This window comes from Polyangium sp. 6x1 (assembly GCF_029946515.1).
Classification (GTDB): Bacteria; Myxococcota_A; Polyangia; order Polyangiales; family Polyangiaceae; genus Polyangium.
This window is the reverse complement of the sequence record NZ_JARZHH010000048.1, coordinates 59920-79036: the sequence shown is the minus strand read 5'-3', so window position 1 is coordinate 79036 and position 19117 is coordinate 59920. Positions and strand designations below refer to the sequence as shown.

The following is a 19117-nucleotide window of genomic DNA, read 5'->3' as shown; positions in this document are numbered from 1 at the left end:
CGGAGGACTTACAGGACGTGCGCATCTCCCCGGGATGGTGTAGCCATGGGCCAGGCGCCCCCCTCGACGTCTATCATGGTTTCCCGGTACGCTACCCTCCTCCTCCTCTCGCTCGCCGCCTGCTCGAAGAGCCCCGCCGAGCCCGACCCGCCCGCGTCCGCGGGGCAACAGGCGACCACCATCGCCCCGCTCGAATGGACCACGCCCGCGGCCTGGACGGCGCAGGATGCGCCGAAAAGCGGGCCGAAAAAGGCGGCCTACAAGACGACGAAGGTCGGCGACGACAAGGAGGAGGCCGACATCGAGGTCTTCTTCTACGGCACGGGCGCCGCGGGCGATCCGGAGAAGCGGTTCAAGGAGTGGTTCGACCAGTTCGACGGGAACGTGGGGGCCGAGGCCAAACGCGAGAGCTTCGACGTGGGCGCGCTCAAGGTCGAGACGGTCGAGGTCGCGGGCACCTACAAGATCGCGCTCGGTCCGAAGGTGGGCCCGAAGAAGCGCGCGGCGATGCAGATGGTGAAGGAGAACTTCCGGCTCGTCGGCGCGGCCGTGAAGACGCCGGATCGAGGCACCTGGTTCTTCAAGATGTCCGGCCCGAGCGACACCGTGCAGGCCGCGCGCGACGCGTTCCGGACGATGTTGCAATCGGCGAAGTGACTCAGGGCGGAGGCGGTCCGCCCGGTTTGTCGTGGTCCCACGGGAACGCGTAGGTCACGCACGGAGCCGAGAACAGCCGGAGATCGCCGTCCGCGCCGACCTCCGCCGCCGACGAGACGACGGACTCGAAGGCCACGTCTCCTTCGGCAAACCCGAGCAGCTCGCACATTTCCTGGTCGCCAAAGCCCCAGCTCACCATCTCGTCGCGGGGGTTGTCGTACTCGCAGCCGAAGCGGTAGCCCTCCGCGCCCGTCATGTCGATCGGCTTCTCGTAGACCCGGCCGTGCGCCTCGCCGTTGTAGGCCGAGAGCTCGAGGATCGTCTCGCCGTCGCGCGGGCCGCCCATGATCTCCAGGAAAAACCGCTTCGCCATCGCGTGGGTATGCGGCAGAATGTAATATACTTTCTGGTCGAACGTATTGCCCGAGGCCGCGAACGGGCCTTCGAGCGCGCATTCCCCATAGAAGCGCGATTTCGCGTGCGGCGGGATGGCGAGGCCGTGGTAGTCGAGGTGGAACGGGGTGAGCTTGTGTTTCACCTCCTCCTTCGGGATGCCATAAAGCGTGAGCGTGAGCGCGCCCGTGACCGGCGCCTGGGCCGTGTTGAGCAGGTGGACGTCGCCGATGATGCGTGAATACGGCGGGATGCGGACCGCCACGCCGTCCGGGAATTTCTGCACCTCGCGCTCGGTCTGCGTCGATTGCGCGTAGATGACGCCGCCCACGAGCGCGGCCGAGACCTGATCGTAATCCCGCTCCGAGCATTTCCAGACGCCGTCGGGGCCGTCGAACTTGTCCGACGGGACGAACGTCCAGTTGGAATGGTGCGAGGATTCGTTTTGCTGGAGCTCGACGGCGTTGACCCAGATCTCCGTCTCGTTGTTCAGCGTGATGCTCTGGCAGAGGCCTTTGATCTCCTGTCCCGCCTCGACGGTGAACTCGTCGAATTTATGCACAAACGGCGTCCCGGAGAGCTTTTCGCATGTCCCCGACGACGCCGCGTACTCGGCGCTCGGACACCCCTCGCAACGCGCGCCGGCCCCGTCCTCGACGCAGATCTTTTGATCGGCCCCGCAACCGAGCGCGACACAAGCCGCGCTCGGCGTGGCGCTCGGCCCCTCCGGCGCCGCCTCCCCTCCCCCGCACGCGCCGAGGACGAACGGCGCGAGACCCAGCAAGAGCGATGCGAATGATCGGCTTTTCATGAGCCCTCCTCCAAGCCGTCGAGTGTAGGCCAGGCCGAGCTCCGTCAATTGGGCAAACCGGCGCCGAGGCGGAAGTAAATCGACCGCCGCGCGCCACAAGCCGGGCAGAAGACACGCGCGACGCGGAGCCGCGACGTCCCGACCGTCTCCGCGAGGTGCTCGTCGACGCGCACCTCGCCGCCGCAACGCGCGCATGGTTTCCCTCGCGCCGCGATTTCCACCTCGGAGGCACTCGTGATCTCGATCGGACGCTCGGGCGAGCCGCCGGGCTCGAGCGAGGCGAGGCGTTCGCGATCCCGCGCGAGCTTGACCGCGGCGCGCTCGGCTTCCCGGCGCGCCGCACGGGGCGAAAGAGGCTTTTTCTTGCCGGTCATGCCTTGCCTACACGAGGAGATCGAGGCCCCGCGTGAAGAAATCGCGGGCGATCACGACCTCGTGCACCTCGTCCGGCCCGTCCGCGATCCGCGCGCTCCGCGCGTACCGGTACCAGGTCGAGAACGGCACGTCTTCGCTGTATCCGAGCGCGCCGTGCATCTGGATCGCGTCGTCGAGCACGTCGCAAAGCAGCCGCGCCACGTGGAGCTTCGCCATCGACGAGTAGGGCCGCGATTCCTTGTCGAGCCCCTTCTCCAGCATCGACGCGCAATGGAACGTCATCAGGTTGCCCGCGTGGATCCCGAGCGCGTGGTGCGCGATCTTCTTCTGGATGAGCTGGTGCTGCGCGAGCTTCTTGCCGAAGCTCTCGCGCGTCACGAGGTACTCCTTGCACATCGACAGCGTGCGATCGGCGAGGCCGAGCCAGCGCATGCAATGGGTCAGGCGCGCCGGCACGAGCCTCTGCTGCGCGAGCCGAAAGCCGTCGCCCACGCCTTTGAGCACCGCGTCGTCGCTCACGCGCACGCCGTGGAACGCAAGCTCGCCTTCGCGGTGATCGAGCAGCGGCTCGGACATCGTCGGGATGTCGCGCACGTACTCCACGCCCGGGGCATTCCGATCCACGAGGAACATCGTCGCCCCGCCTTTCGGATCGTCGCTCGTCCGCGCCATCACGATGAGGAACGAGGCGTCCCTGCCGCCCGTCGAATACCACTTGCGCCCCGTGATCACCCAGTCGCGCCCGTCGCGCGTTGCGCGGGTGCGCAGATTCGAGGGATCCGAGCCGGCGCCGGGCGCGGGTTCCGTCATGCAAAACGCGCTCGTGATCACGCCGTCCGCGAGCGGGCGCAGATAACGCTCCTTCATCGCCTCGGTGCCCACGCCGAGCAGGAGATCCATGTTCCCCTGGTTCGGCGCGTCGCAGTTGAACACCTTCGCGCCCACGGGCGAGCGCCCCATCTCGCGGAAGAGCACGCACATGCCCATGATGCCGAGCCCGCGCCCGCCATACGCCGGCGGCAAATGCGGGACCCAGAGGCCCTCGGCCTTCGCCTCTTCTTGCAGCCGCGACAAGGTCTCGCGTTTGCCCTCGCGATCCTCGGCCACGATCTTCGCTTCGTGCGGGACGACGCGCTCCTCGACGAACGCCCGCACCTTCTGCCGAAGCTCGGCGATCCCCGGGTCCAATTCGAAATTCATGCTCGCCTTCTCCGTTCGTCTCGCGCCCCGCCCGCGGCCTTGCGGCGCCAGCCGCACGCTTCATACCATGCCGCATGAGCGTACGCGTCGAACGATCGGGCCCCGTCACCACCGTCATCCTCGACCGGCCGGAGCGCCGCAACGCCGTCGACCGCGCCACCGCCGAGGCGCTCGCCGACGCTTTCCGCGCCTTCGACAGCGATCCGCACGCGTCCGTCGGCGTGCTGCACGGCGATCACGGCACGTTCTGCGCGGGCGCGGATCTCAAGTCGATCGCCGCGGGCGCGCCGAACCGCGTCGACGCCGAGGGCGACGGGCCGATGGGCCCCACGCGAATGCTCCTGCAGAAGCCGGTCATCGCGTCCGTCGCGGGGTATGCCGTCGCCGGCGGGCTCGAGCTCGCGCTCTGGTGTGATTTGCGAATCGTCGAGCAGGACGCCGTGCTCGGCGTGTTCTGCCGTCGCTTCGGAGTCCCGCTCATCGATGGCGGCACGGTCCGCTTGCCGCGCCTCATCGGGCTCAGCCGCGCGCTCGACCTCATCCTCACGGGCCGGCCGATCGACGCCGACGAGGCGCTGCGCATCGGGCTCGCGAACCGCGTCGTCCCCAAGGGCCACGCGCGGGAAGCTGCCGAGAAGCTCGCGCACGAGCTCGCCGCGCTCCCGCAGCTCTGCATGCGCGGCGACCGCCTGAGCGCCTACGAACAGTTCGATCTCCCCCTCGGCGAGGCATTACGCAACGAGCTTCGCCACGGCCTCGACGCATTGAGCGCGGAGACGCTCGAAGGCGCCTCCCGCTTCACCGAGGGCGCGGGCCGTCACGGAGGCACCGTCGGCTGATCGTCATCTCGGCGTCTCCCAATCGTCGTCCGCCGAGATTCCGCCCTCGTTCCACGTCCAGACGATCTTCTGGTACGTGAACGAAATCTCTTCACGCTCGGGCAGCTGCGAGGCGATCTTGCTGCGCGTGTTCGGCATCCGGAAGTTGATCGAGCTGATGTTCGCGTTCTCGAGGCGCACCGTGTAGTGCTGCTTCTCGATGCCGGTTTTGTCCGGCGTGTAGAACTGGAGCTCGAAGCTTTTGATGTTCTCGTTGTGGCAGAGGACGCTGTAAAGCAGCGGCGAGGACCGATCGAGGATCTTGGTCACGACGAACGGCTTGTGCACGCGTTTGCCCGTCGGACGACCGCTCGCCGGGTCGCGTGGGCTCACGATTTCGTGCATGGCCGCGATGACCTGAATCGATCCTTCGCGTCCTTTTTGCGTCACCGAGCCCAGGATGGCGCCCTGTTTTTCCGCGACGATTCTCAAGTGCGCGTTCAGGGCCATGGGGGATCCGTCAAGCCTGGGCACCAAATCTTGGAAGAGCTTACTCTCCCCCCGTCCTTCGGACAAACGAAAACCGGGCGGCACGTTGGCCGCCCGGCTGATTTCGCTGGGCGTCAGCCCAACATCACGTGATGGGCGACTCCCAGTCGTCCTCGGCCGTGATGCCACCCTCGGTCCACGTCCAGATGATCTTCTGGTACGTGAACGCGATCTCCTCGTACTCGGCGTACTTCATGAGATCGGGGTTCCGGTTGTTCGGCATGCGGAAGTTGATCGACGCGATGTTCGCGTTGATCAGGCGCACCGTGTAGTGGTTCACCTCGGTGCCGACGCCCTGCTGCGCCTTCACCTGCGGCGTGTAGTGCTTGAGCTCCCACTCCGAAACGTTCTCGTTGTTGACGAGCGCGTTGTAGAGCAGCGGCGACGCCTTATCGAGCTCCTTCGTCACGATGAAGGGCTTGTGCATGCGCTTGCCGGTCGGCAGGCCGCTCGCCGGATCGCGGGGGCTCATGATCTCGTGCGAGACCGCGATGACCATGATGCTGTTCTCGCGACCCTTCTGGGTCACGGAGCCCTTGATCTCGCCCTGCTTCTGCCCCTTCAGACGGAGATACGCATTGAGAGCCATGTTGACCTGACCTGTTCCTTCGTCGGCAATCTACCTGGACTCAGTCTACGCCCCATTGCGCGCTGGCAGATGTCTCACCCCTCGGGAACGATGGTGCACGGGTCAGCCGATGCTGAACCCGCGACCCCACGGGCACCGAGAAGGGCACCGTGTGGTGGGTTCGTATGTTCGGGGATTCTGCCCGCCCGTCAAGCATTTCTTCGATCGCCGCCTCTCCTCTTTTTGCCCACCGGACCCCCCGTCCGGCGCGCGTGCACGACAGGCGTAATATTTCCAGGACGACAAAACGAAAGCCGACCCCTCCTTTGCGCCGATCTCCCCGGATTCACTCAGGATCCAGGGAAAACGCAGGGGCAGCTCGGTTTTTGTGCAAAAGAATTGACGACCGTGGGGCGCTCGTGCATCGGGGCCGATCGCCCCGCCGAACCGTGGATCTAGAAGCCCGACGCGTCGCCTTCGGCCCACGCCGCGGCCCACGACATCGAGGCCGTCGAGCGAGAAAGGCCGTAGTGGCCGCGCGGATCGATCGCGATCGCGCCGCCCGTGGATCCAATCCGGGCACGCAAATGCTCGATCGAACGGCGGACCGCCTCCTCCGCCGCGATGCCCCCGCGCATGTGCTCGACGGCCGTGCGCGCGATGCAGAGCCGGATCATGCCCTCACCGTGGCCCGTCGTGGAGACCGCGCCCGCCTCGTCGTCGGCGTACGTGCCCGCGCCGATGATCGGCGAGTCGCCGACGCGGCCCACGCGCTTGTTCACCATGCCGCCCGTGCTCGTCGCCGCCGCGAGGAGCCCATGGCCGTCGAGCGCCACCGCGCCGATCGTATTGCCCGCCCAGCCCATTGGCGCCGCGCCCTCCCGCGCCGCCGCGAGCGCCTCGCGCGCCGCCTCCGTGACGAGCGCCTCGTCCCCCACGGGCACGAAGCCGCGCGCGCGGGCGAACCGCGCGGCGCCCTCGGACGCGTAAAGCACGTGCCGACCATCGTTCAGCGCGGCGCGCGCGATCGAGATCGGATTCGCAAAGCCGCGCAGATCGCACACCGCGCCCGCCGTGAGGCCTCGTCCCTCCATGATCGAGGCGTCGTGCGCGACGCGCCCCTCCTCGTCGAGGCACGCGCCCGTGCCCGCGTTGAAGAGCGTGTCGTCCTCGAGCGCGCGCGCGGCGCGCTCCACGGCGTCGAGCGCGCTGCCGCCCTGCCGCAGCACGTCGAGGCCCGCGCGGGCGGCGCGGAGGCAACCCTCGGCGTGTTTCGCGCGACGCTCGGGTTTGACGTTGCCGGCGCCGCCGTGCACGACGACGCCGAACCGGCCCAGAAATCCGCCCTGCGATACGATCGGTTCGCTCATCGGGGAGGGGCGCCACGGTAGCGCGGGACAAGCGCCTGCGCGAGCAAGACGAGCGGCGGGACGCACACGACGAACGCGCTCGCGCGGCCCGCAGCCGCGAGCTGGAACGCGGCGATCATGGCGACGACGAGGAGCACGGCGAACGCGGCGCGGCCGGACGAACCGCCTTCCCGCGTGGCTCCGAGCGGCGCGGCGAACGCGAGGATCACGAGCGCGATGCCGACCGCGGCGCGACGCTCTCCAAGGGGCGTCCCCGAAGGCGCCTCGGGGGCTCGCGCGGCGACCTCGAGCGCGCCGCCGGGCCCGAGCCTCGTGCCGCGAATCGCGTCCCGCATGCCCCCGTCCGCTTCGACGATCCAGACGCTCGGCGCCGCGGGCCTCGGGAAAAGGGGGTCGAGATCGGCGACCGCTGCGATCACGAGGGCCGGGCCGATCGCCGCGACGATCGCCCCGCCGAGCACGGCGCCGCGCATCACGCGCGAAGGCTCTGCGCCGAGCGCTTCGAGCGCGCGCGCCTCCCCGCGCGCGCGGGCGATCCTCGCCGCCGCGAGCGCGCCGAGCCCGCCCGCCACCGGCGCGAGCGCCGCGCAGAGCGCCGCCCTTTGCGCAAAACCTCCTCCCTCGTCCGTCGCCGTGACGACGAGCAGCACGACGGCCCCGACGAGCGCGGCGATGCCGAACGCGCGGCGCGCGAGGTTCCTGTCGTACGCCGAGAGCATCACGGCGCGACGGTTCGCTTGGCCGAGAGCGCGTACGTCATCGCGCACGGCAGGGCCGCGAAGGTCGGCTGCGCGCCCGTGACGAGATCCGCGCAGACCGAACCCTGCGACGGCGTGAACGTATACGCGAGCTCGCCCGAAAAACTCCCCGCGTCCTCGTCGAGTTGCCCCTCGGCGTGATCGCCGCGCACGATCGTGCAAGGCGGCAGGTTGCTCGGCGCCTCGCCCGCGCGCATGTCGACGGCGAGGCTCGTATCGAACGAGAAGCTGCGATCGTCGGGGCCGAGCGTCCCGGGGGTGACCTCGGCGCCGCTGTCCCAGTAGAGAGCGCCGTCGCCGCGCGAGAGGCGGACGTCGAACTCCCACGTCGCGGGCGAGCCGAGCGCGCCTTCGCCGCATGTCGTCGTCTTGCGCGTGGCGGAAACCTCGTACGTGCCGAGCAGCTCGCCGGGGTGATGGGGGTCGACCTTGCCGTCGCCGCACCCGACGAAGAGCGCCCCGGCGAGGACGACGAGGAGAAGCGTTGCAGCGGAGAAGGACATCGCCGTGAGCGTGGCGCGCGGCGGTCTGCGAGCACAAAAAAAGAGCGGGCCGGAGGTCTCACCTCTGGCCCGCTCAGGCCCCACATCCCTGGCCTGGACTCCGCGTCGACTCCCGTCGATGTCGAGATCCAGGCGGAGGCCAACTCTGACCCGGCCCGCCGGTGAAGAGGCGCGCCTCATGGCGCCTCCATGCCGGAGGACCTGATGCCCCGCGGCGCGAACGCCGCTACGAGCACCTCGTGATGGTCAGTAGCCCGAAGCCTCCGGGTTAGAGCCACGGGTATTCTGCATGGTGACCATCCCTCCTCCGGCTTGCCGGCACCCCGTTGCCGAGCCTGCGCTCGCGCGCTCGGCAGGCGTGGGTGTTCGTTCGAAGCATCGACGTGCGCAAGGCGCGACGATGTGGTTTCGTACCGACGCCAGGGTGCTCCCCAGCAGGACCAATCCCGGATGTGAATCCCTCCGGTACTGCTTCGACCCTATCACCTCAGCGTCCACGGCGCAAACCGCGAAACGCGAGAAAACCAGGCGTTCGAGCGCTGCTTTGTTGCTTCACGCGGACGGCGACGGATCGCTCGGCTCGAAGCTCGCGACGCCCGCGCTGCCTTGTTGCCCTTGCCGCACACGGGACAGCACCGCGTCGAGGAACGACTTCGGATGCACGCCGCTGCGCACGATGCGACGGCGCTGCGGGAGCGTGACCGACTCGACCGCGAGCGACGTCGCCGTGCCCCGCCCGTACGAGGCGAGCGTGACGACCGCGGTCACCTTCGTGCCGTCGTGCGTGCGACAGATCGTCACGGTGCGACGCACCTGCACGTCGTCCTCGGACCAGCGCGCGAGCCAGTCGTCGGTCATCGCGTCGGGCTCGACGATCACGAGCCGCGCAGGCATGGCCACGGCCGGATCCTCGGCGGCCGAGAGCGCTTCGCGAAAGCCGAGCACGAGCCTGCAGGGCAGCGGCTCCGCGGCGTCGCCCGCCTCGATCACGAAGCCCATCTCCCCTTCCTCGCGTTCGCCGCGACCCGATCGCTCGACCCGCGAAGGCGGGCTCTGATCACCGCGCGACGACGGCTTGCCGCTTCCCCCTGGCACCACCGCGAAGAATGGCGAAATCACTTTCGTGACCACGGCCCGACGATACACGAGCGGCACGCCGGAGCGCGCGGGATTTCGTGCGTGTTCCGCGCGTCTTCCCGCTCCGCCCGAGGCGGGAAGACGAGCCCTTCCCGTATCGCTCGGGGCTTGCCGTGAAGCGCTCCGGTCCCGTCCGCTCCTCCCCTGGGGCGCGCCCTGACCGAAGCTGCGAAACGCCGTTTGCGGCGGGCGACCGTGGGGGACTGACGCGCCGCGTGAAGCGACGTGGCTCATCGCACTAGGCAATCGGCCAAGGTCCGCCTAAGGTGTCGCCGAACGTCGCCGCCGGACCGTCCGTGACGGCGGCGCGGCCCTCCTTTTCGCATCGCACGAAGCGTCGAATGAAGCAGCTCAGCATCCCGCAGATATCTCTGCTCGTCCTCGTCAGTGCCGTCTACTTCTTCCTTCTGTGGTTCGTGGACCGCTCGATCGACGAGCGGCTGCGCGTCTGGTTCCGGTACGTGGCGGTGATCGGCACGACCGCGCTCGCCGCGTTCGGGATCACGAAGCTCACCGACGACCACGCCCGCACCGTCGACATCATGAAGGCGGCGCTCGCCATCTCGGCGGCGGGCTGCGTCTTCTACGAGCATCACCGCGCGGCGATGAAGCGCCCGGTCTCCGAGCGCTGGAAGAAGTACATCGGCGTGACGCTCGCCGTGGCGTCCATCGTGGCTTACTTCAACGGGTTCCGCTTCGGATACCCGCAGTATTACCACCGATGGGACCAGTTCCACTATTACATGGGGGCCAAGTACTTCAAAGAAATGGGGTACGACGGCCTCTACAAGTGTTCGCTCATCGCGCAGGACGAGCTCGGGGTCGTCAATTACAAGCACGACGACGGCCGAGTCGAGCGCATCGACATGACGAAGGAGGTTCGCCACCCGGACAAGAAGATCCGGAACCTCGGCGGCGACAACCTCCTCGTGCCCGCCGCGCAGTTCCTCGAGAACCCCGGCGAGACGTGCAAGAACCACTTCCCCCCGGAGCGCTGGGAGAAGTTCAAGGAAGACGTGAAGTTCTTCCGGGCCGTCTCGGGCAAGGGCTACTGGGAGGACATGCAGAAGGACCACGGGTACAACCCGCCGCCCGTGTGGACCATCATGGGCCGGTTCTTCGCCGAATTGCAGCCGGCCAGCGTGTGGTATTGCCAGCTCCTCTCGGCCCTCGACATCGTGTACACGCTCGCCATGTTCGCCGCTCTGTGGTGGGCATTCGGATGGCGCGTCTTCGCGGTCGGAGCGATCTTCTGGGGCTGCCAGTCGTCGGCGCCGTTCTACTGGACCGGCGGCGCGTTCCTGCGGCAGGATTGGCTCTTTTTCCTCGTCCTCTCGGTCTGCCTGCTCCGGAAGAAATACCCGAAGCTCGCGGGCGCGGCGCTCGTTTATGCCGGGCTCTTGCGCATCTTCCCCGGCCTCTGCGTCGTCGGCCTGCTCGTGACCGTGGGCTGGACGATCGCGCGGAAGCGCAAGATGACGGGCGAGCAGGTGCAAATGCTCCTCGGCGGCACGGCCGCGGCGGCGGTGCTCATTCCGCTGAGCCTCGCGGTCTCGGGCCCGCGCTCGTATCACGATTTCTACAAGCACACGCTCGAGGTCCACGACCAGACCCCGCTCACGAACCACATGGGCCTGCGCGTCCTCGTCGCGCACGACATGAAGGCGCAGGCGATCTCGCAGATCGGCGAGGCGCTTTCGCCCGTCTCGGAGCGGCTCAAGGCCCGCGGCCTCATGAACCCGGACACGGTCCAGAAGATCAGCGACGTGTTCCATTACAAGGAGGCCGCGAGCAAGGCCTCCGGGCGCATGAAGTTCACGAAGGACGTCAAGCTCACCGACCCCTTCGAGACCTGGAAGAACATGCGCAACGAGCGGTACAAGAAGTACAAGGTCGTCGCGTATCTGATCATCGGCCTCACCCTCGCGCTGAGCGTCTGGGTGCAGCGCCGGGTCAAGAACCTGTGGGTGGCGCAATGCCTGGGGCAGATCTGGATGATCCTCCTGTCCCAGCTCACCTGCTATTACTACTCGTTCATGATCCTCACGGCGCCGCTCACGAAGGTGCGGAGGGATATCGAGGCCCCGCTCTTCGGCCTCGCGGCGCTGAGCCAGTTCGTGTGGATCAGCTCCTACTGGAACGACGACAAATACACCGCGCTCACCCTGATCTCGCTCGTCTTCTGCCTCGGCCTCTTCCTCGCGCTCATGCCGAAGACGGTGGAGCCGAAGATCGTCCCCCTCAAAGACGAGCCCGACGTGACGCCCCCTGCCAAGGCCTGACGGATTCATCGCCATGAGCACGAACGATACGATCGACATGCCCCCGCCCGCCGAGCCCGAGGCCCCTCCGCCGCCGAAGCTCCGCAGCGAGCCCGTCCTGCGCGGGCCGAATGAAGAAAAATCCCTCGGCGCGTTCCGCAAGGTGCCGCGGACGGGCGTGATTTACGTGATGGGCGAGGCCACGAAGCACGGCTATCGCCCGGGCGTGGACGTCGACGAGGACGCCTGGTGCAACCTCGGCCAGGGCCAGCCCGAGACCGGCCCGCTGCCGGGCGCGCCCCCGCGCTGCGAAGCCGTGACGATCGCCGGCGACGATCAGGAATACGCGCCCGTCGCGGGCCTCTGGGAGCTGCGCGAGGCCATCGCCGATTTCTACAATCGCGCCTACCGGCGAGGCATGCCCTCGCGGTACAGCGCGGAGAACGTGAGCGTCTCCGGCGGCGGGCGGGCGTCGCTCACGCGCGCGGCCGCCGCGCTCGGCCAGATCAACCTCGGCCATTTCCTCCCCGATTACACGGCGTACGAGGAGCTGCTCGACGTCTTCCGCCTCTTCTCGCCCATCCCGATCCTCCTGGAGAGCGAGCGTGGTTATGCCTTTTCGGTGGGCGACCTCCGGCGGGAGATCCAGGGCCGCGGCCTCGGCGCGATCCTCACCTCGAACCCGTGCAATCCGACGGGCAAGCACGTCCGGGGCGAGGAGCTCGCCGCGTGGGTCGGCACCGCGCGCGACCTCGATTGCACGATGCTCTTCGACGAGTTCTACTCCCATTACGTGTACGGCCTCGGCGGGCCCGCGCCGATGGAGAGCGCGGCGCGGTACGTGGAGGACGTCGATCAGGACCCCGTGGTCATCTTCGACGGGTTGACCAAGAACTGGCGATACCCGGGCTGGCGCGTGACGTGGACCGTGGGGCCGCGCGAGGTGATCGACGCGGTGGCGAGCGCGGGCAGCTTCCTCGACGGCGGCGGCTCGAAGCCGATGCAGCGCGCGGCGGTGCCCCTGCTCGACATGGAGCACGTGCGGGCCGAGACGGCGGCCATTCAGCGGACGTTCTCGAAGAAGCGCGACCTCATGCTGGAGGGCCTGCGCAAGCTCGGCATCCAGGTCGACGTGGCGCCCGAGGGGACGTTTTATTGCTTCGGCTCGGTCGCGGATCTGCCGCCGGGCCTGAACGACGGGCATTCGTTTTTCCGGGCCGCCCTCGAGCACCGCGTGATCGTCGTGCCGGGCGAGTTCTTCGACGTGAACCCTGGCAAACGACGGGCGCACCGGGCTTCGCGGTTCCGGCACCACGTCCGGTTCTCGTTCGGCCCCGGCGAGGAGTCGCTGACGCGCGCGCTCGGTCGGCTGGAGAAGATGATCAAGAGCCACGCGTGACGCCGAGCGCCCGCTCGAGCGTGGCGTCGTCGAGCTCCTCCTCGGCGGCGCGCTCGAGCGCGGCGCCGAGCCCGGCATCCCCTAGCGCCGCGAAAAGAGTCCGAGACGCCCGAGCATCCGCCCCACGGCGCGGAAGGCGTCTGCCCGGCCAAACTGGAGCAAATGGCCGCCGTGGAACGTCTCGAGCGGCGCATTGAAATGCGCTGCGAGGCGGCGCGCGTGATCCACCGGGGTGATCTTGTCCTCGCTCGCCGCGAGCACGAGCACCTGCTCCGAAGGGATCCGCGAGGGCCGCGCGAACGGGCTCACGACGCGGTGCACGGCTTCGAGCTCCTCGTACTGGCGGCGCTGCTCCTCCAGGCTGCCCACGAACCGGCCCGCGGCCCGCGCGACGTCGGCAATCGAGGCGAGCGGAATGATCGGGACCGCGAATGCGAGCCGCTCATCGACGGTCGAGAGCAAGCTCGTCGAATATCCGCCGAGGCTCATGCCCATGACGCCGACGGCCTCGGATCCACGATCCCGCAGGAACGAGACGAGCGCGCGCAGATCGAGCACGGCCTGGCGAAAGCCCTCGTTCGTGACGCGCGGATCGCTGCCGGGAAAACGCGGCGACGCCTCGTCCGAGCGCACGGCGTGGAAGGGAAGCACGAAAAGCGCGACGTCGAGGCCGCGGTCGTAGAGCCATTGCACGGGCCAGATCCGCTCTTCGAGGCGATACTGGCCGCAGCGGTATCCGTGAATCAGGATCGCCGCCGGCCGCGCGGGCCCCGCATGCAAAAAGAGGCGCGCCGCCGCGGCTGCGTTCGCCTCGTGCGACAGATACCTTTCACGGACGTCCGCGGCGAGCGGCTCGAACCCGCTCGGCCACGTCAGATCCAGCACCGTGCCCGGCTCGGCCCCGCCCATCGGCCGCACGCGCGTGATGGACGGCGTGATCGGCGCGGGTGTCGGGAAAAACCGCGGCTCGTAATGCTCGGGCCGGTCGTAGGTGTGCCGGAGCAGCGCGAGCGCTTCCATACGCGCCGCGTGGCCGAGGGCCTCGGGATCCGGGTGCCCCTTGGGCCGGCCGCGCCGGAGCAGCAAGGCCCCGCCCACGGTGGTATCGAAGCGCGAGGCCGCGGTGCTGAGAAGGCTGCGTAGCACGAAGCATTCTTACCACGGAGCTTGCCCCCGACGGAAGCCTCGCTCGAGGTCGGCGGGCTCCTGTGCCCGAAGCTCTTCGGAGACCCGCCCGATCCCCGGCGATGCGCGCACATCGCGATGGTCGAGCCCGTGGTCCCCTGGCCCGCGCGATTGCTCCTCGCGCCGCTGCTCGCAATGACCGAAGAGGAGCTTTACGAGCTCTGCTACAAGGACCCGGCCGCGCTGCTGGCGCGGGTTGGCGAGGCCGAGGCGGCTCGAACCTCTCCTCAAAAAATGACATCTGCGGAAGCGGGGTGAGTCGAACACCATGCCGAAGGCACGCACCGAGTAGCAAACGGGCTCGGCCCCACGGCCGATTCTCGCTTCCAGTTGCGATCGGCGGAAGACGGAGGACTCGAACCCCACACCCGTAGGTGCACACTGTTTTCGAAACAGGTCTGATCCCTGATCAGTTCGTCTTCCAGAATGGCAGAGAGCAGAGGAGTCGAACCCCGCAGCGAGGCTGCCCTCCGTGTTCAAAACGGCGCCGGGTCCACACCCGGAATGCTCTCTATACGGCGGAAGAAGGAGGACTCGAACCTCACACCCCGGAGGGTGCGCACTGTTTTCCAAACAGGCCTGATCCCTGATCAGATCTTCTTCCAAATCCCCCGCTCGGCGCCGCAGCGCCGCGTGGGGGGGCAGGTAGGGTAACGTTGGACGGCCATGCTCAGAACCGCCGCCCAGGGCGTCCTCGGTCCGCGAGCAACTGCGCCGAGTCGGGCCCGCTGGAAGGCGACGCCGCGCTCGTCGAGCGCGCGCCTTCCGGCGATGAAGCCCCATTCGCCTCGACGATCCGCGAGGCGATTGCGAGCAACAGGACACCAACGAGCACGATTGCAGCGACGGCTGCAGACTCCATGGGCAAACGAATCCGAACGCCCTCGAATTGATTCGTATCGAGCGTCACGACGATCTCCTCGGTGAAGGATTGTTCAAAAAAGACCCCGCGGGCGCGCTTCGAGGGACGAAGAGCCCCCGCGGGATCCGGGGCAGCGCCCCGGGGAAACGGCTTCAGATGAACCCCATGCTCAGCCGCGAAGCGCGGGGGGAATGTCAGCTCGCGGGGCAGTAATGCACCCAGATCTCGGGGATCCTGCGAGCGCCGAGCCGGACGACGGGGGCCGCGGGCAACCACCGGGGCTTCTCGGGCTTCTTCAAAAGCTTCATGCCCGCCTGCTCCGGGGTGCGACCGCGCTTCTTCGCATTGCAGCTCTGGCAAGACGCGACGATGTTCTCCCAGACCGTACGGCCCCCCTGCACGCGCGGCAGGACGTGGTCGTACGTGAGCTCGCCCGCGTCCTTCTGGACGCCGCAGTACTGGCAGCGGAAGTCGTCACGCACGAACACGTTCGTACGGGAAAACTTGATGCCACGCTTGTGCGAATTCCCATGACGCTTCAGCCGGACCACAGCCGGCGCGCGAATGGTCATCGTGGGCGAACGAATCTCGTCGTCGTACGTCTCGAGCACCTCCACCTTACCCAGAAAGCTCAGGGTCACGGCGGTCTGCCAGGAGATGACCTGATGGGGCACCATCCAGGGCGTGAGCAGCAACGTTTGCGCGGTCATGATCCACCTCTCCGTCTACCGTCTCTTCTTCTTCATCGTTCTCTCCAACTGCGATGATCCGGTGCTCGGAGGGGGATTCGAACCCCCAATCGACCAGGTTTGAGCTGGCCACGTTTGCCATTTCGTCACCCGAGCAGCGGGATGCTGGTGTCCACGGAGGGAATCGAACCCTCAACGCCCTCACGGGCACGGTATCTGAGACCGCTGCGTTTGCCAGTTTCGCCACATGGACATTTTTGTGGAGGGGGAGCCCTCGATGGGGCTCCCCCTACGTCCCTCACTCCACTTCGTTTCGTTCGGGACTACCCCGGGTCATCGCTGCTGTCTCTGTTGGGAACGACAGCGCAATCACCAGGTACGGTCTGGGTGGAGGGATTCGAACCCCCAATCCCCGGCTCCCGACGCCGGTGCTCTACCAGATTGAGCCACACCCAGAGAGTGTCATCGGTGGGAGTCGAACCCACACGCCCTTGCGGGCACAGGATCTCAGCCTGCTACGTATGCCATTCCGCCACGATGACATGAGTATCCACGGAGGGATTCGAACCCCCATCAAAACGGTTTCTAAGACCGCTGCGTTTGCCCGTTACGCCACGTGGACATGGTCTGGGTGGGGGGATTCGAACCCCCAGTCTCCGGCACCCCGAGCCGGCGCTCTACCAGGTTGAGCCACACCCAGATGAATTCGGACATACCCTCGCCAGGAGTCGAACCTGGAACGTCGAGCTTCGGAGGCTCGCGCCTGCATGTACCGGCAGGACGAGGGCATGGTCTCCCTGCGAGGAGTCGAACCTCGCCAGTCGGATTCGTAGTCCGACGCCTGGCCGCCAGGACAGGGAGAGAAGTGAGGGGGCAGGTCAGCAGCCTACCCCCTCGGCGAATTGGCACACCCGGCGGGAATCGAACCCGCGTCACTGGATTGAGAGTCCAGCTGCCTGACCCACTAGCAATACGGGTGCATGAGCGCGGTGAGGGAGAATCGAACTCCCATCCCGAGTATGGCACACTCGGATTCTACCGTTGAACCACCACCGCAATTCGTGGAATGACGGGGATTCGAACCCCGATCTCTGCCGTGCGAGGGCAGTGTTCTACCCAGGTTGAACCATCACCCCATTCGAAGGCGCCCTCGAGGAGGATCGAACTCCCCTCGCCCGATCGACAATCGGGCTGCCTCACCAGATGCATACGAGGGCAAAACGAGAGTGGAGAAGGCCGGATTCGAACCGGCGACCCCCTGACTGCCAGCCAGGTGCTCTACCCACTGAGCTACGACCCCAGAGGGGAGCCGCCCAGAAACACCGCCTGGCCTCCCGCTCATGGCCATGGTGTCTCCGAACGACTCCTGCGAACGAGTGGAATGACGGGGACTCGAACCCCGATCCCTGCCGTGCAAGGGCAGTGTTCTTCCGTTGAACCATCACCCCGAACCGTGAATCTGCGCCGCCGACGGGACTCGAACCCGCGTCCGCCTCATGGAGATGATAACCTTCCCCTGCCGGCCCGGGCTCGGGCGAGTTGACGGAAAAGGTGTTTAGGTGCTCTACCCTCTGAGCTACGACGGCAAAAACGTGGGACAATTGCGATAACCATCATCGTTCGGCCCGGCCCCCGGGCGAGGGTTTGATGACGGATGTACCGGACGATTGTCCCAGCGCCCCCGGGGGGATTCGAACCCGCCCTCACCTGATCGACAATCAGGCTGCATCACCAGAGTGCATTCGGGAGCAAACCGGACGAGGAGGCGCGTGTGGAGGCACGCGCGCCCTCGTCCTTTCGACTGCAATTCAGGCTCTCGAGAAATCGGCCATCACCTGCGGTGCGGCCGCGTCGAAGCCCACGACGTCCAGCATGCCGGGGTCCTGCGGATCGGCAATCGTGAAGCCCGTGGAGGTCATGCCGACCACGACGAGCTTTGCGGGACGGCCCATCGCCTGACGGTAATCGCGGAGGGCCTGGAACGGATGAATCTCACCCGCCCAGGTCTCGCTGTCCGTGTAGACGACGAACGTGTCGACCTCGACCTTGTTCTTTTGAGCCCAGATCATCGGCAGCGCGCAGTCCGTGCCGCCGAAGGGCAAACCACTGACCATGCCGAGCACGTCGTCGAGGCGTTGCCTCGGCGACAGGGGCAAGGACATGACGCCCGAGACGCCGCGAGGGCCGAATGCGCCGCCCGCGGAGGCGAAGGCCAGGGTGGAAAACGACGGCTCGATGCGCGCCGTCGCCATCGCCATGGCCGCGCTCGCGACCCGGGGCGTGAGGCCCGGGATCCCCGCGATCGCGCCCGAATCCATCGAGCCCGACACGTCGAGGGCGAGCAGGTGCTTCTTTCCCGTCGGCTCGATCGACCGGAATGCGAGGTAAAACGCCTCGTCCAAAGCGTCCACGATCTCGCGCACCGGCGCCCAGGTGAGCGCATTCTCGCGCATCTGGGCACGCTCGCCCCGGCCTTGCGCATAGACGCGCAATGCGGAGAGAACGCTCACCGGGTGAATCCGGGCCCGCCGGAGCCGCTCGACGTCCGTGAGGCGCGTGGCCACGAGCCTCGCGGCCGCGCTCATGGGCGCGAGCAACCCAACGGCGGTCATCTTGCCGAGGTTCCGGAGCAGCGCCGTCTGCGGCATGTGGGGGAGCAGCGCTTCCCACACGGCAGGGTCGTTCTTCCACTCCGTGGGCACCATCTCGTGCGTGAGGCGATGCTCGCGCACGAGCGTGACGAGCCGCTCGCGCGGCGCGTCCTTGGCCTCCTCGAAGGCCCGCACGAGGGCCGGCAGCTTCTCGGGGTCGAGAGCGCCGCCCTTGGCAGCCTCGTTCTTCACGGCGCCCATACCGCCGACGATCCAGCGGTACATCGCGCCGTGCTCGTCCGTGACGGGCGTCGGGTGCGAAAGCCGCAAGAGGTCCTTGTGGCTCCAGCCGTCCCGCTGCCGGTACTTCACGGCCTGGTAGGCCAATTCATCCGCGCTCTTGCCCTGGTACCACGCGCCGATCGCGCTGCGGAGGCCGCGGCCCCAGCGACGGAAGCCCTCCACCGCTCGCGCGAAGTGGAAAAGATCCGTTCCGGTGCGACAAACCTCCGGCAAGGCCGCGAGCGCGGACTTGCGGACCTCGGGGCGGGCGTGCCCCGCGGCCATCGCCAGGGCGAAGATCGCGGGCTCGTTCTTGGGCGCGCGGCCCGAGCGGCTGATCTCGACGATACGCCGCACCGTCCGCTCGCCGTCCGTATCGAGGCAACGCCCGAGGGCGCGCGCGTTGTCTTGCGTCAAAGCGCGCTCGGTCGCGTAGTAGGTGCCGCCCTCGCAGCCGAGGACGAGCCACCGGTCGAGGCGGGCCCAGTCGTCGAGCTCGAAGACGAAGCCGCCGGCGTAATTCTCGACCTGATCGGGCCGCGCCTTGTCCTTTTGCCGGGTGAACAGCGCGGCGAAGTGCTGGATGTAGTTGGTCATCGGAACCTCCGGCCCGCGCTGCGGGCGAGCGAAAGAGAAGAAAAAACAAGGGATGGAGCGACGGATGAGCTGGTTGATCTCGGATGTTTCCTTCCGGAATCCAGTAACAGTG

Annotated in this window: 17 protein-coding genes and 17 tRNA genes; 5 read left to right on the top strand and 29 right to left on the bottom strand. The window is 67.5% G+C overall.

Going from position 1 to position 19117, the window contains the following annotated elements; translation table 11 throughout:
* Positions 1–75: 75 nt before the first annotated feature.
* Complete coding sequence (locus QHF85_RS34375) at positions 76–657, top strand: hypothetical protein (protein WP_281331614.1); 582 nt, start codon at positions 76–78, stop codon at positions 655–657.
* Position 658: 1 nt separating this feature from the next.
* Here QHF85_RS34375 and QHF85_RS34370 read toward each other — a convergent pair whose 3' ends face one another.
* Genes QHF85_RS34370 through QHF85_RS34360 form a run of 3 tightly spaced genes read right to left on the bottom strand, consistent with a single transcriptional unit; the run spans position 659 to position 3436 of the window.
* Entirely contained in the window at positions 659–1861 is a 1203-nt protein-coding gene (locus QHF85_RS34370) for a hypothetical protein (RefSeq protein WP_281331613.1), read from the bottom strand.
* 44 nt (positions 1862–1905) lie between these two features.
* Positions 1906–2235, bottom strand: a complete 330-nt coding sequence (locus QHF85_RS34365) for a hypothetical protein (protein ID WP_281331612.1) — start codon at positions 2233–2235, stop codon at positions 1906–1908.
* Positions 2236–2242: 7 nt separating this feature from the next.
* Positions 2243–3436 (bottom strand): acyl-CoA dehydrogenase family protein, encoded by a 1194-nt coding sequence (locus tag QHF85_RS34360; RefSeq protein WP_281331611.1) that lies wholly within the window; start codon positions 3434–3436, stop codon positions 2243–2245.
* 74 nt (positions 3437–3510) lie between these two features.
* Here QHF85_RS34360 and QHF85_RS34355 point away from each other — a divergent pair, with 74 nt between their 5' ends.
* Positions 3511–4275, top strand: coding sequence for a crotonase/enoyl-CoA hydratase family protein (locus QHF85_RS34355; protein ID WP_281331610.1), 765 nt, complete (start codon positions 3511–3513; stop codon positions 4273–4275).
* Between the two features lie 3 nt (positions 4276–4278).
* Here QHF85_RS34355 and QHF85_RS34350 read toward each other — a convergent pair whose 3' ends face one another.
* The 6 genes from QHF85_RS34350 to QHF85_RS34325 form a co-directional block, all read right to left on the bottom strand.
* On the bottom strand, positions 4279–4764 hold the full coding sequence (locus QHF85_RS34350; RefSeq protein ID WP_281331609.1) for an Hcp family type VI secretion system effector: 486 nt from the start codon (positions 4762–4764) through the stop codon (positions 4279–4281).
* A 124-nt stretch (positions 4765–4888) separates the two neighbouring features.
* Complete coding sequence (locus QHF85_RS34345; RefSeq protein ID WP_281331608.1) at positions 4889–5392, bottom strand: Hcp family type VI secretion system effector; 504 nt, start codon at positions 5390–5392, stop codon at positions 4889–4891.
* Positions 5393–5826: 434 nt separating this feature from the next.
* Entirely contained in the window at positions 5827–6741 is a 915-nt protein-coding gene (locus tag QHF85_RS34340; RefSeq protein WP_281331607.1) for an isoaspartyl peptidase/L-asparaginase, read from the bottom strand.
* The gene (locus tag QHF85_RS34335) at positions 6738–7463 is read right to left on the bottom strand and encodes a hypothetical protein (RefSeq protein WP_281331606.1); all 726 of its coding nucleotides are present in this window, start codon (positions 7461–7463) and stop codon (positions 6738–6740) included. Before QHF85_RS34335 ends, QHF85_RS34340 begins: the two co-directional genes overlap by 4 nt.
* Positions 7460–8002 carry a hypothetical protein gene (locus QHF85_RS34330; protein ID WP_281331605.1) on the bottom strand — a complete coding sequence of 181 codons (543 nt, stop codon included), beginning with the start codon at positions 8000–8002 and terminating at the stop codon, positions 7460–7462. Before QHF85_RS34330 ends, QHF85_RS34335 begins: the two co-directional genes overlap by 4 nt.
* A gap of 552 nt (positions 8003–8554) precedes the next feature.
* A complete protein-coding gene (locus tag QHF85_RS34325) occupies positions 8555–9133 on the bottom strand; it encodes a hypothetical protein (RefSeq protein WP_281331604.1) in 579 nt (192 codons plus the stop codon).
* A gap of 347 nt (positions 9134–9480) precedes the next feature.
* Here QHF85_RS34325 and QHF85_RS34320 point away from each other — a divergent pair, with 347 nt between their 5' ends.
* Both QHF85_RS34320 and QHF85_RS34315 read left to right on the top strand, forming a co-directional pair.
* A complete protein-coding gene (locus QHF85_RS34320; RefSeq protein ID WP_281331603.1) occupies positions 9481–11421 on the top strand; it encodes a glycosyltransferase family 87 protein in 1941 nt (646 codons plus the stop codon).
* A 97-nt stretch (positions 11422–11518) separates the two neighbouring features.
* Positions 11519–12799: a pyridoxal phosphate-dependent aminotransferase gene (locus QHF85_RS34315; RefSeq protein ID WP_348652782.1), complete on the top strand. Its 1281-nt coding sequence runs from the start codon at positions 11519–11521 to the stop codon at positions 12797–12799.
* Positions 12800–12880: 81 nt separating this feature from the next.
* Here the strand turns inward: QHF85_RS34315 and QHF85_RS34310 are convergent, their stop codons facing one another.
* On the bottom strand, positions 12881–13945 hold the full coding sequence (locus QHF85_RS34310) for a hypothetical protein (protein ID WP_281331601.1): 1065 nt from the start codon (positions 13943–13945) through the stop codon (positions 12881–12883).
* Between the two features lie 21 nt (positions 13946–13966).
* On the opposite strand from QHF85_RS34310, the gene QHF85_RS34305 reads away from it, so the two are divergent.
* On the top strand, positions 13967–14242 hold the full coding sequence (locus QHF85_RS34305; RefSeq protein ID WP_281331600.1) for a hypothetical protein: 276 nt from the start codon (positions 13967–13969) through the stop codon (positions 14240–14242).
* Between the two features lie 82 nt (positions 14243–14324).
* Here QHF85_RS34305 and QHF85_RS34300 read toward each other — a convergent pair.
* The 19 genes from QHF85_RS34300 to QHF85_RS34210 form a co-directional block, all read right to left on the bottom strand.
* Positions 14325–14407 (bottom strand) — tRNA-Ser (locus QHF85_RS34300).
* Positions 14408–14503: 96 nt separating this feature from the next.
* Positions 14504–14588: transfer RNA gene (locus tag QHF85_RS34295), tRNA-Ser, on the bottom strand.
* A 452-nt stretch (positions 14589–15040) separates the two neighbouring features.
* Positions 15041–15556: an HNH endonuclease gene (locus QHF85_RS34290; protein WP_281331599.1), complete on the bottom strand. Its 516-nt coding sequence runs from the start codon at positions 15554–15556 to the stop codon at positions 15041–15043.
* A gap of 62 nt (positions 15557–15618) precedes the next feature.
* A tRNA-Leu gene (locus tag QHF85_RS34285) sits at positions 15619–15691 on the bottom strand.
* Between the two features lie 10 nt (positions 15692–15701).
* Positions 15702–15788, bottom strand: a tRNA-Leu gene (locus QHF85_RS34280).
* 129 nt (positions 15789–15917) lie between these two features.
* Positions 15918–15991, bottom strand: a tRNA-Pro gene (locus QHF85_RS34275).
* Positions 15992–15995: 4 nt separating this feature from the next.
* Positions 15996–16077, bottom strand: a tRNA-Leu gene (locus tag QHF85_RS34270).
* 5 nt (positions 16078–16082) lie between these two features.
* Positions 16083–16157: transfer RNA gene (locus QHF85_RS34265), tRNA-Leu, on the bottom strand.
* A gap of 1 nt (position 16158) precedes the next feature.
* A tRNA-Pro gene (locus QHF85_RS34260) sits at positions 16159–16235 on the bottom strand.
* Positions 16236–16324: 89 nt separating this feature from the next.
* A tRNA-Arg gene (locus QHF85_RS34255) sits at positions 16325–16396 on the bottom strand.
* Between the two features lie 42 nt (positions 16397–16438).
* Positions 16439–16515: transfer RNA gene (locus QHF85_RS34250), tRNA-Glu, on the bottom strand.
* Positions 16516–16520: 5 nt separating this feature from the next.
* Positions 16521–16591 (bottom strand) — tRNA-Gly (locus tag QHF85_RS34245).
* A 6-nt stretch (positions 16592–16597) separates the two neighbouring features.
* A tRNA-Ala gene (locus tag QHF85_RS34240) sits at positions 16598–16671 on the bottom strand.
* 9 nt (positions 16672–16680) lie between these two features.
* Positions 16681–16752 (bottom strand) — tRNA-Asp (locus QHF85_RS34235).
* 10 nt (positions 16753–16762) lie between these two features.
* A tRNA-Ala gene (locus QHF85_RS34230) sits at positions 16763–16835 on the bottom strand.
* A gap of 77 nt (positions 16836–16912) precedes the next feature.
* Positions 16913–16983: transfer RNA gene (locus QHF85_RS34225), tRNA-Ala, on the bottom strand.
* Positions 16984–16997: 14 nt separating this feature from the next.
* Positions 16998–17121, bottom strand: a tRNA-OTHER gene (locus tag QHF85_RS34220).
* 90 nt (positions 17122–17211) lie between these two features.
* Positions 17212–17285, bottom strand: a tRNA-Asp gene (locus QHF85_RS34215).
* Between the two features lie 58 nt (positions 17286–17343).
* The gene (locus QHF85_RS34210; RefSeq protein ID WP_281331598.1) at positions 17344–19005 is read right to left on the bottom strand and encodes a TROVE domain-containing protein; all 1662 of its coding nucleotides are present in this window, start codon (positions 19003–19005) and stop codon (positions 17344–17346) included.
* Between the last annotated feature and the right edge of the window lie 112 nt (positions 19006–19117).

Excerpts from the sequence above, each read along its gene's own strand:
- QHF85_RS34365 (WP_281331612.1), bottom strand. The coding sequence starts at position 2,235 with ATGACCGGCAAGAAAAAGCCTCTTTCGCCCCGTGCGGCGCGCCGGGAA.
- QHF85_RS34355 (WP_281331610.1), top strand. The coding sequence starts at position 3,511 with ATGAGCGTACGCGTCGAACGATCGGGCCCCGTCACCACCGTCATCCTC.
- QHF85_RS34330 (WP_281331605.1), bottom strand. The coding sequence starts at position 8,002 with ATGTCCTTCTCCGCTGCAACGCTTCTCCTCGTCGTCCTCGCCGGGGCG.
- QHF85_RS34320 (WP_281331603.1), top strand. The coding sequence starts at position 9,481 with ATGAAGCAGCTCAGCATCCCGCAGATATCTCTGCTCGTCCTCGTCAGT.
- QHF85_RS34340 (WP_281331607.1), bottom strand. The coding sequence starts at position 6,741 with ATGAGCGAACCGATCGTATCGCAGGGCGGATTTCTGGGCCGGTTCGGC.
- QHF85_RS34345 (WP_281331608.1), bottom strand. The coding sequence starts at position 5,392 with ATGGCTCTCAATGCGTATCTCCGTCTGAAGGGGCAGAAGCAGGGCGAG.
- QHF85_RS34360 (WP_281331611.1), bottom strand. The coding sequence starts at position 3,436 with ATGAATTTCGAATTGGACCCGGGGATCGCCGAGCTTCGGCAGAAGGTG.
- QHF85_RS34370 (WP_281331613.1), bottom strand. The coding sequence starts at position 1,861 with ATGAAAAGCCGATCATTCGCATCGCTCTTGCTGGGTCTCGCGCCGTTC.
- QHF85_RS34350 (WP_281331609.1), bottom strand. The coding sequence starts at position 4,764 with ATGGCCCTGAACGCGCACTTGAGAATCGTCGCGGAAAAACAGGGCGCC.
- QHF85_RS34375 (WP_281331614.1), top strand. The coding sequence starts at position 76 with ATGGTTTCCCGGTACGCTACCCTCCTCCTCCTCTCGCTCGCCGCCTGC.
- QHF85_RS34290 (WP_281331599.1), bottom strand. The coding sequence starts at position 15,556 with ATGACCGCGCAAACGTTGCTGCTCACGCCCTGGATGGTGCCCCATCAG.
- QHF85_RS34210 (WP_281331598.1), bottom strand. The coding sequence starts at position 19,005 with ATGACCAACTACATCCAGCACTTCGCCGCGCTGTTCACCCGGCAAAAG.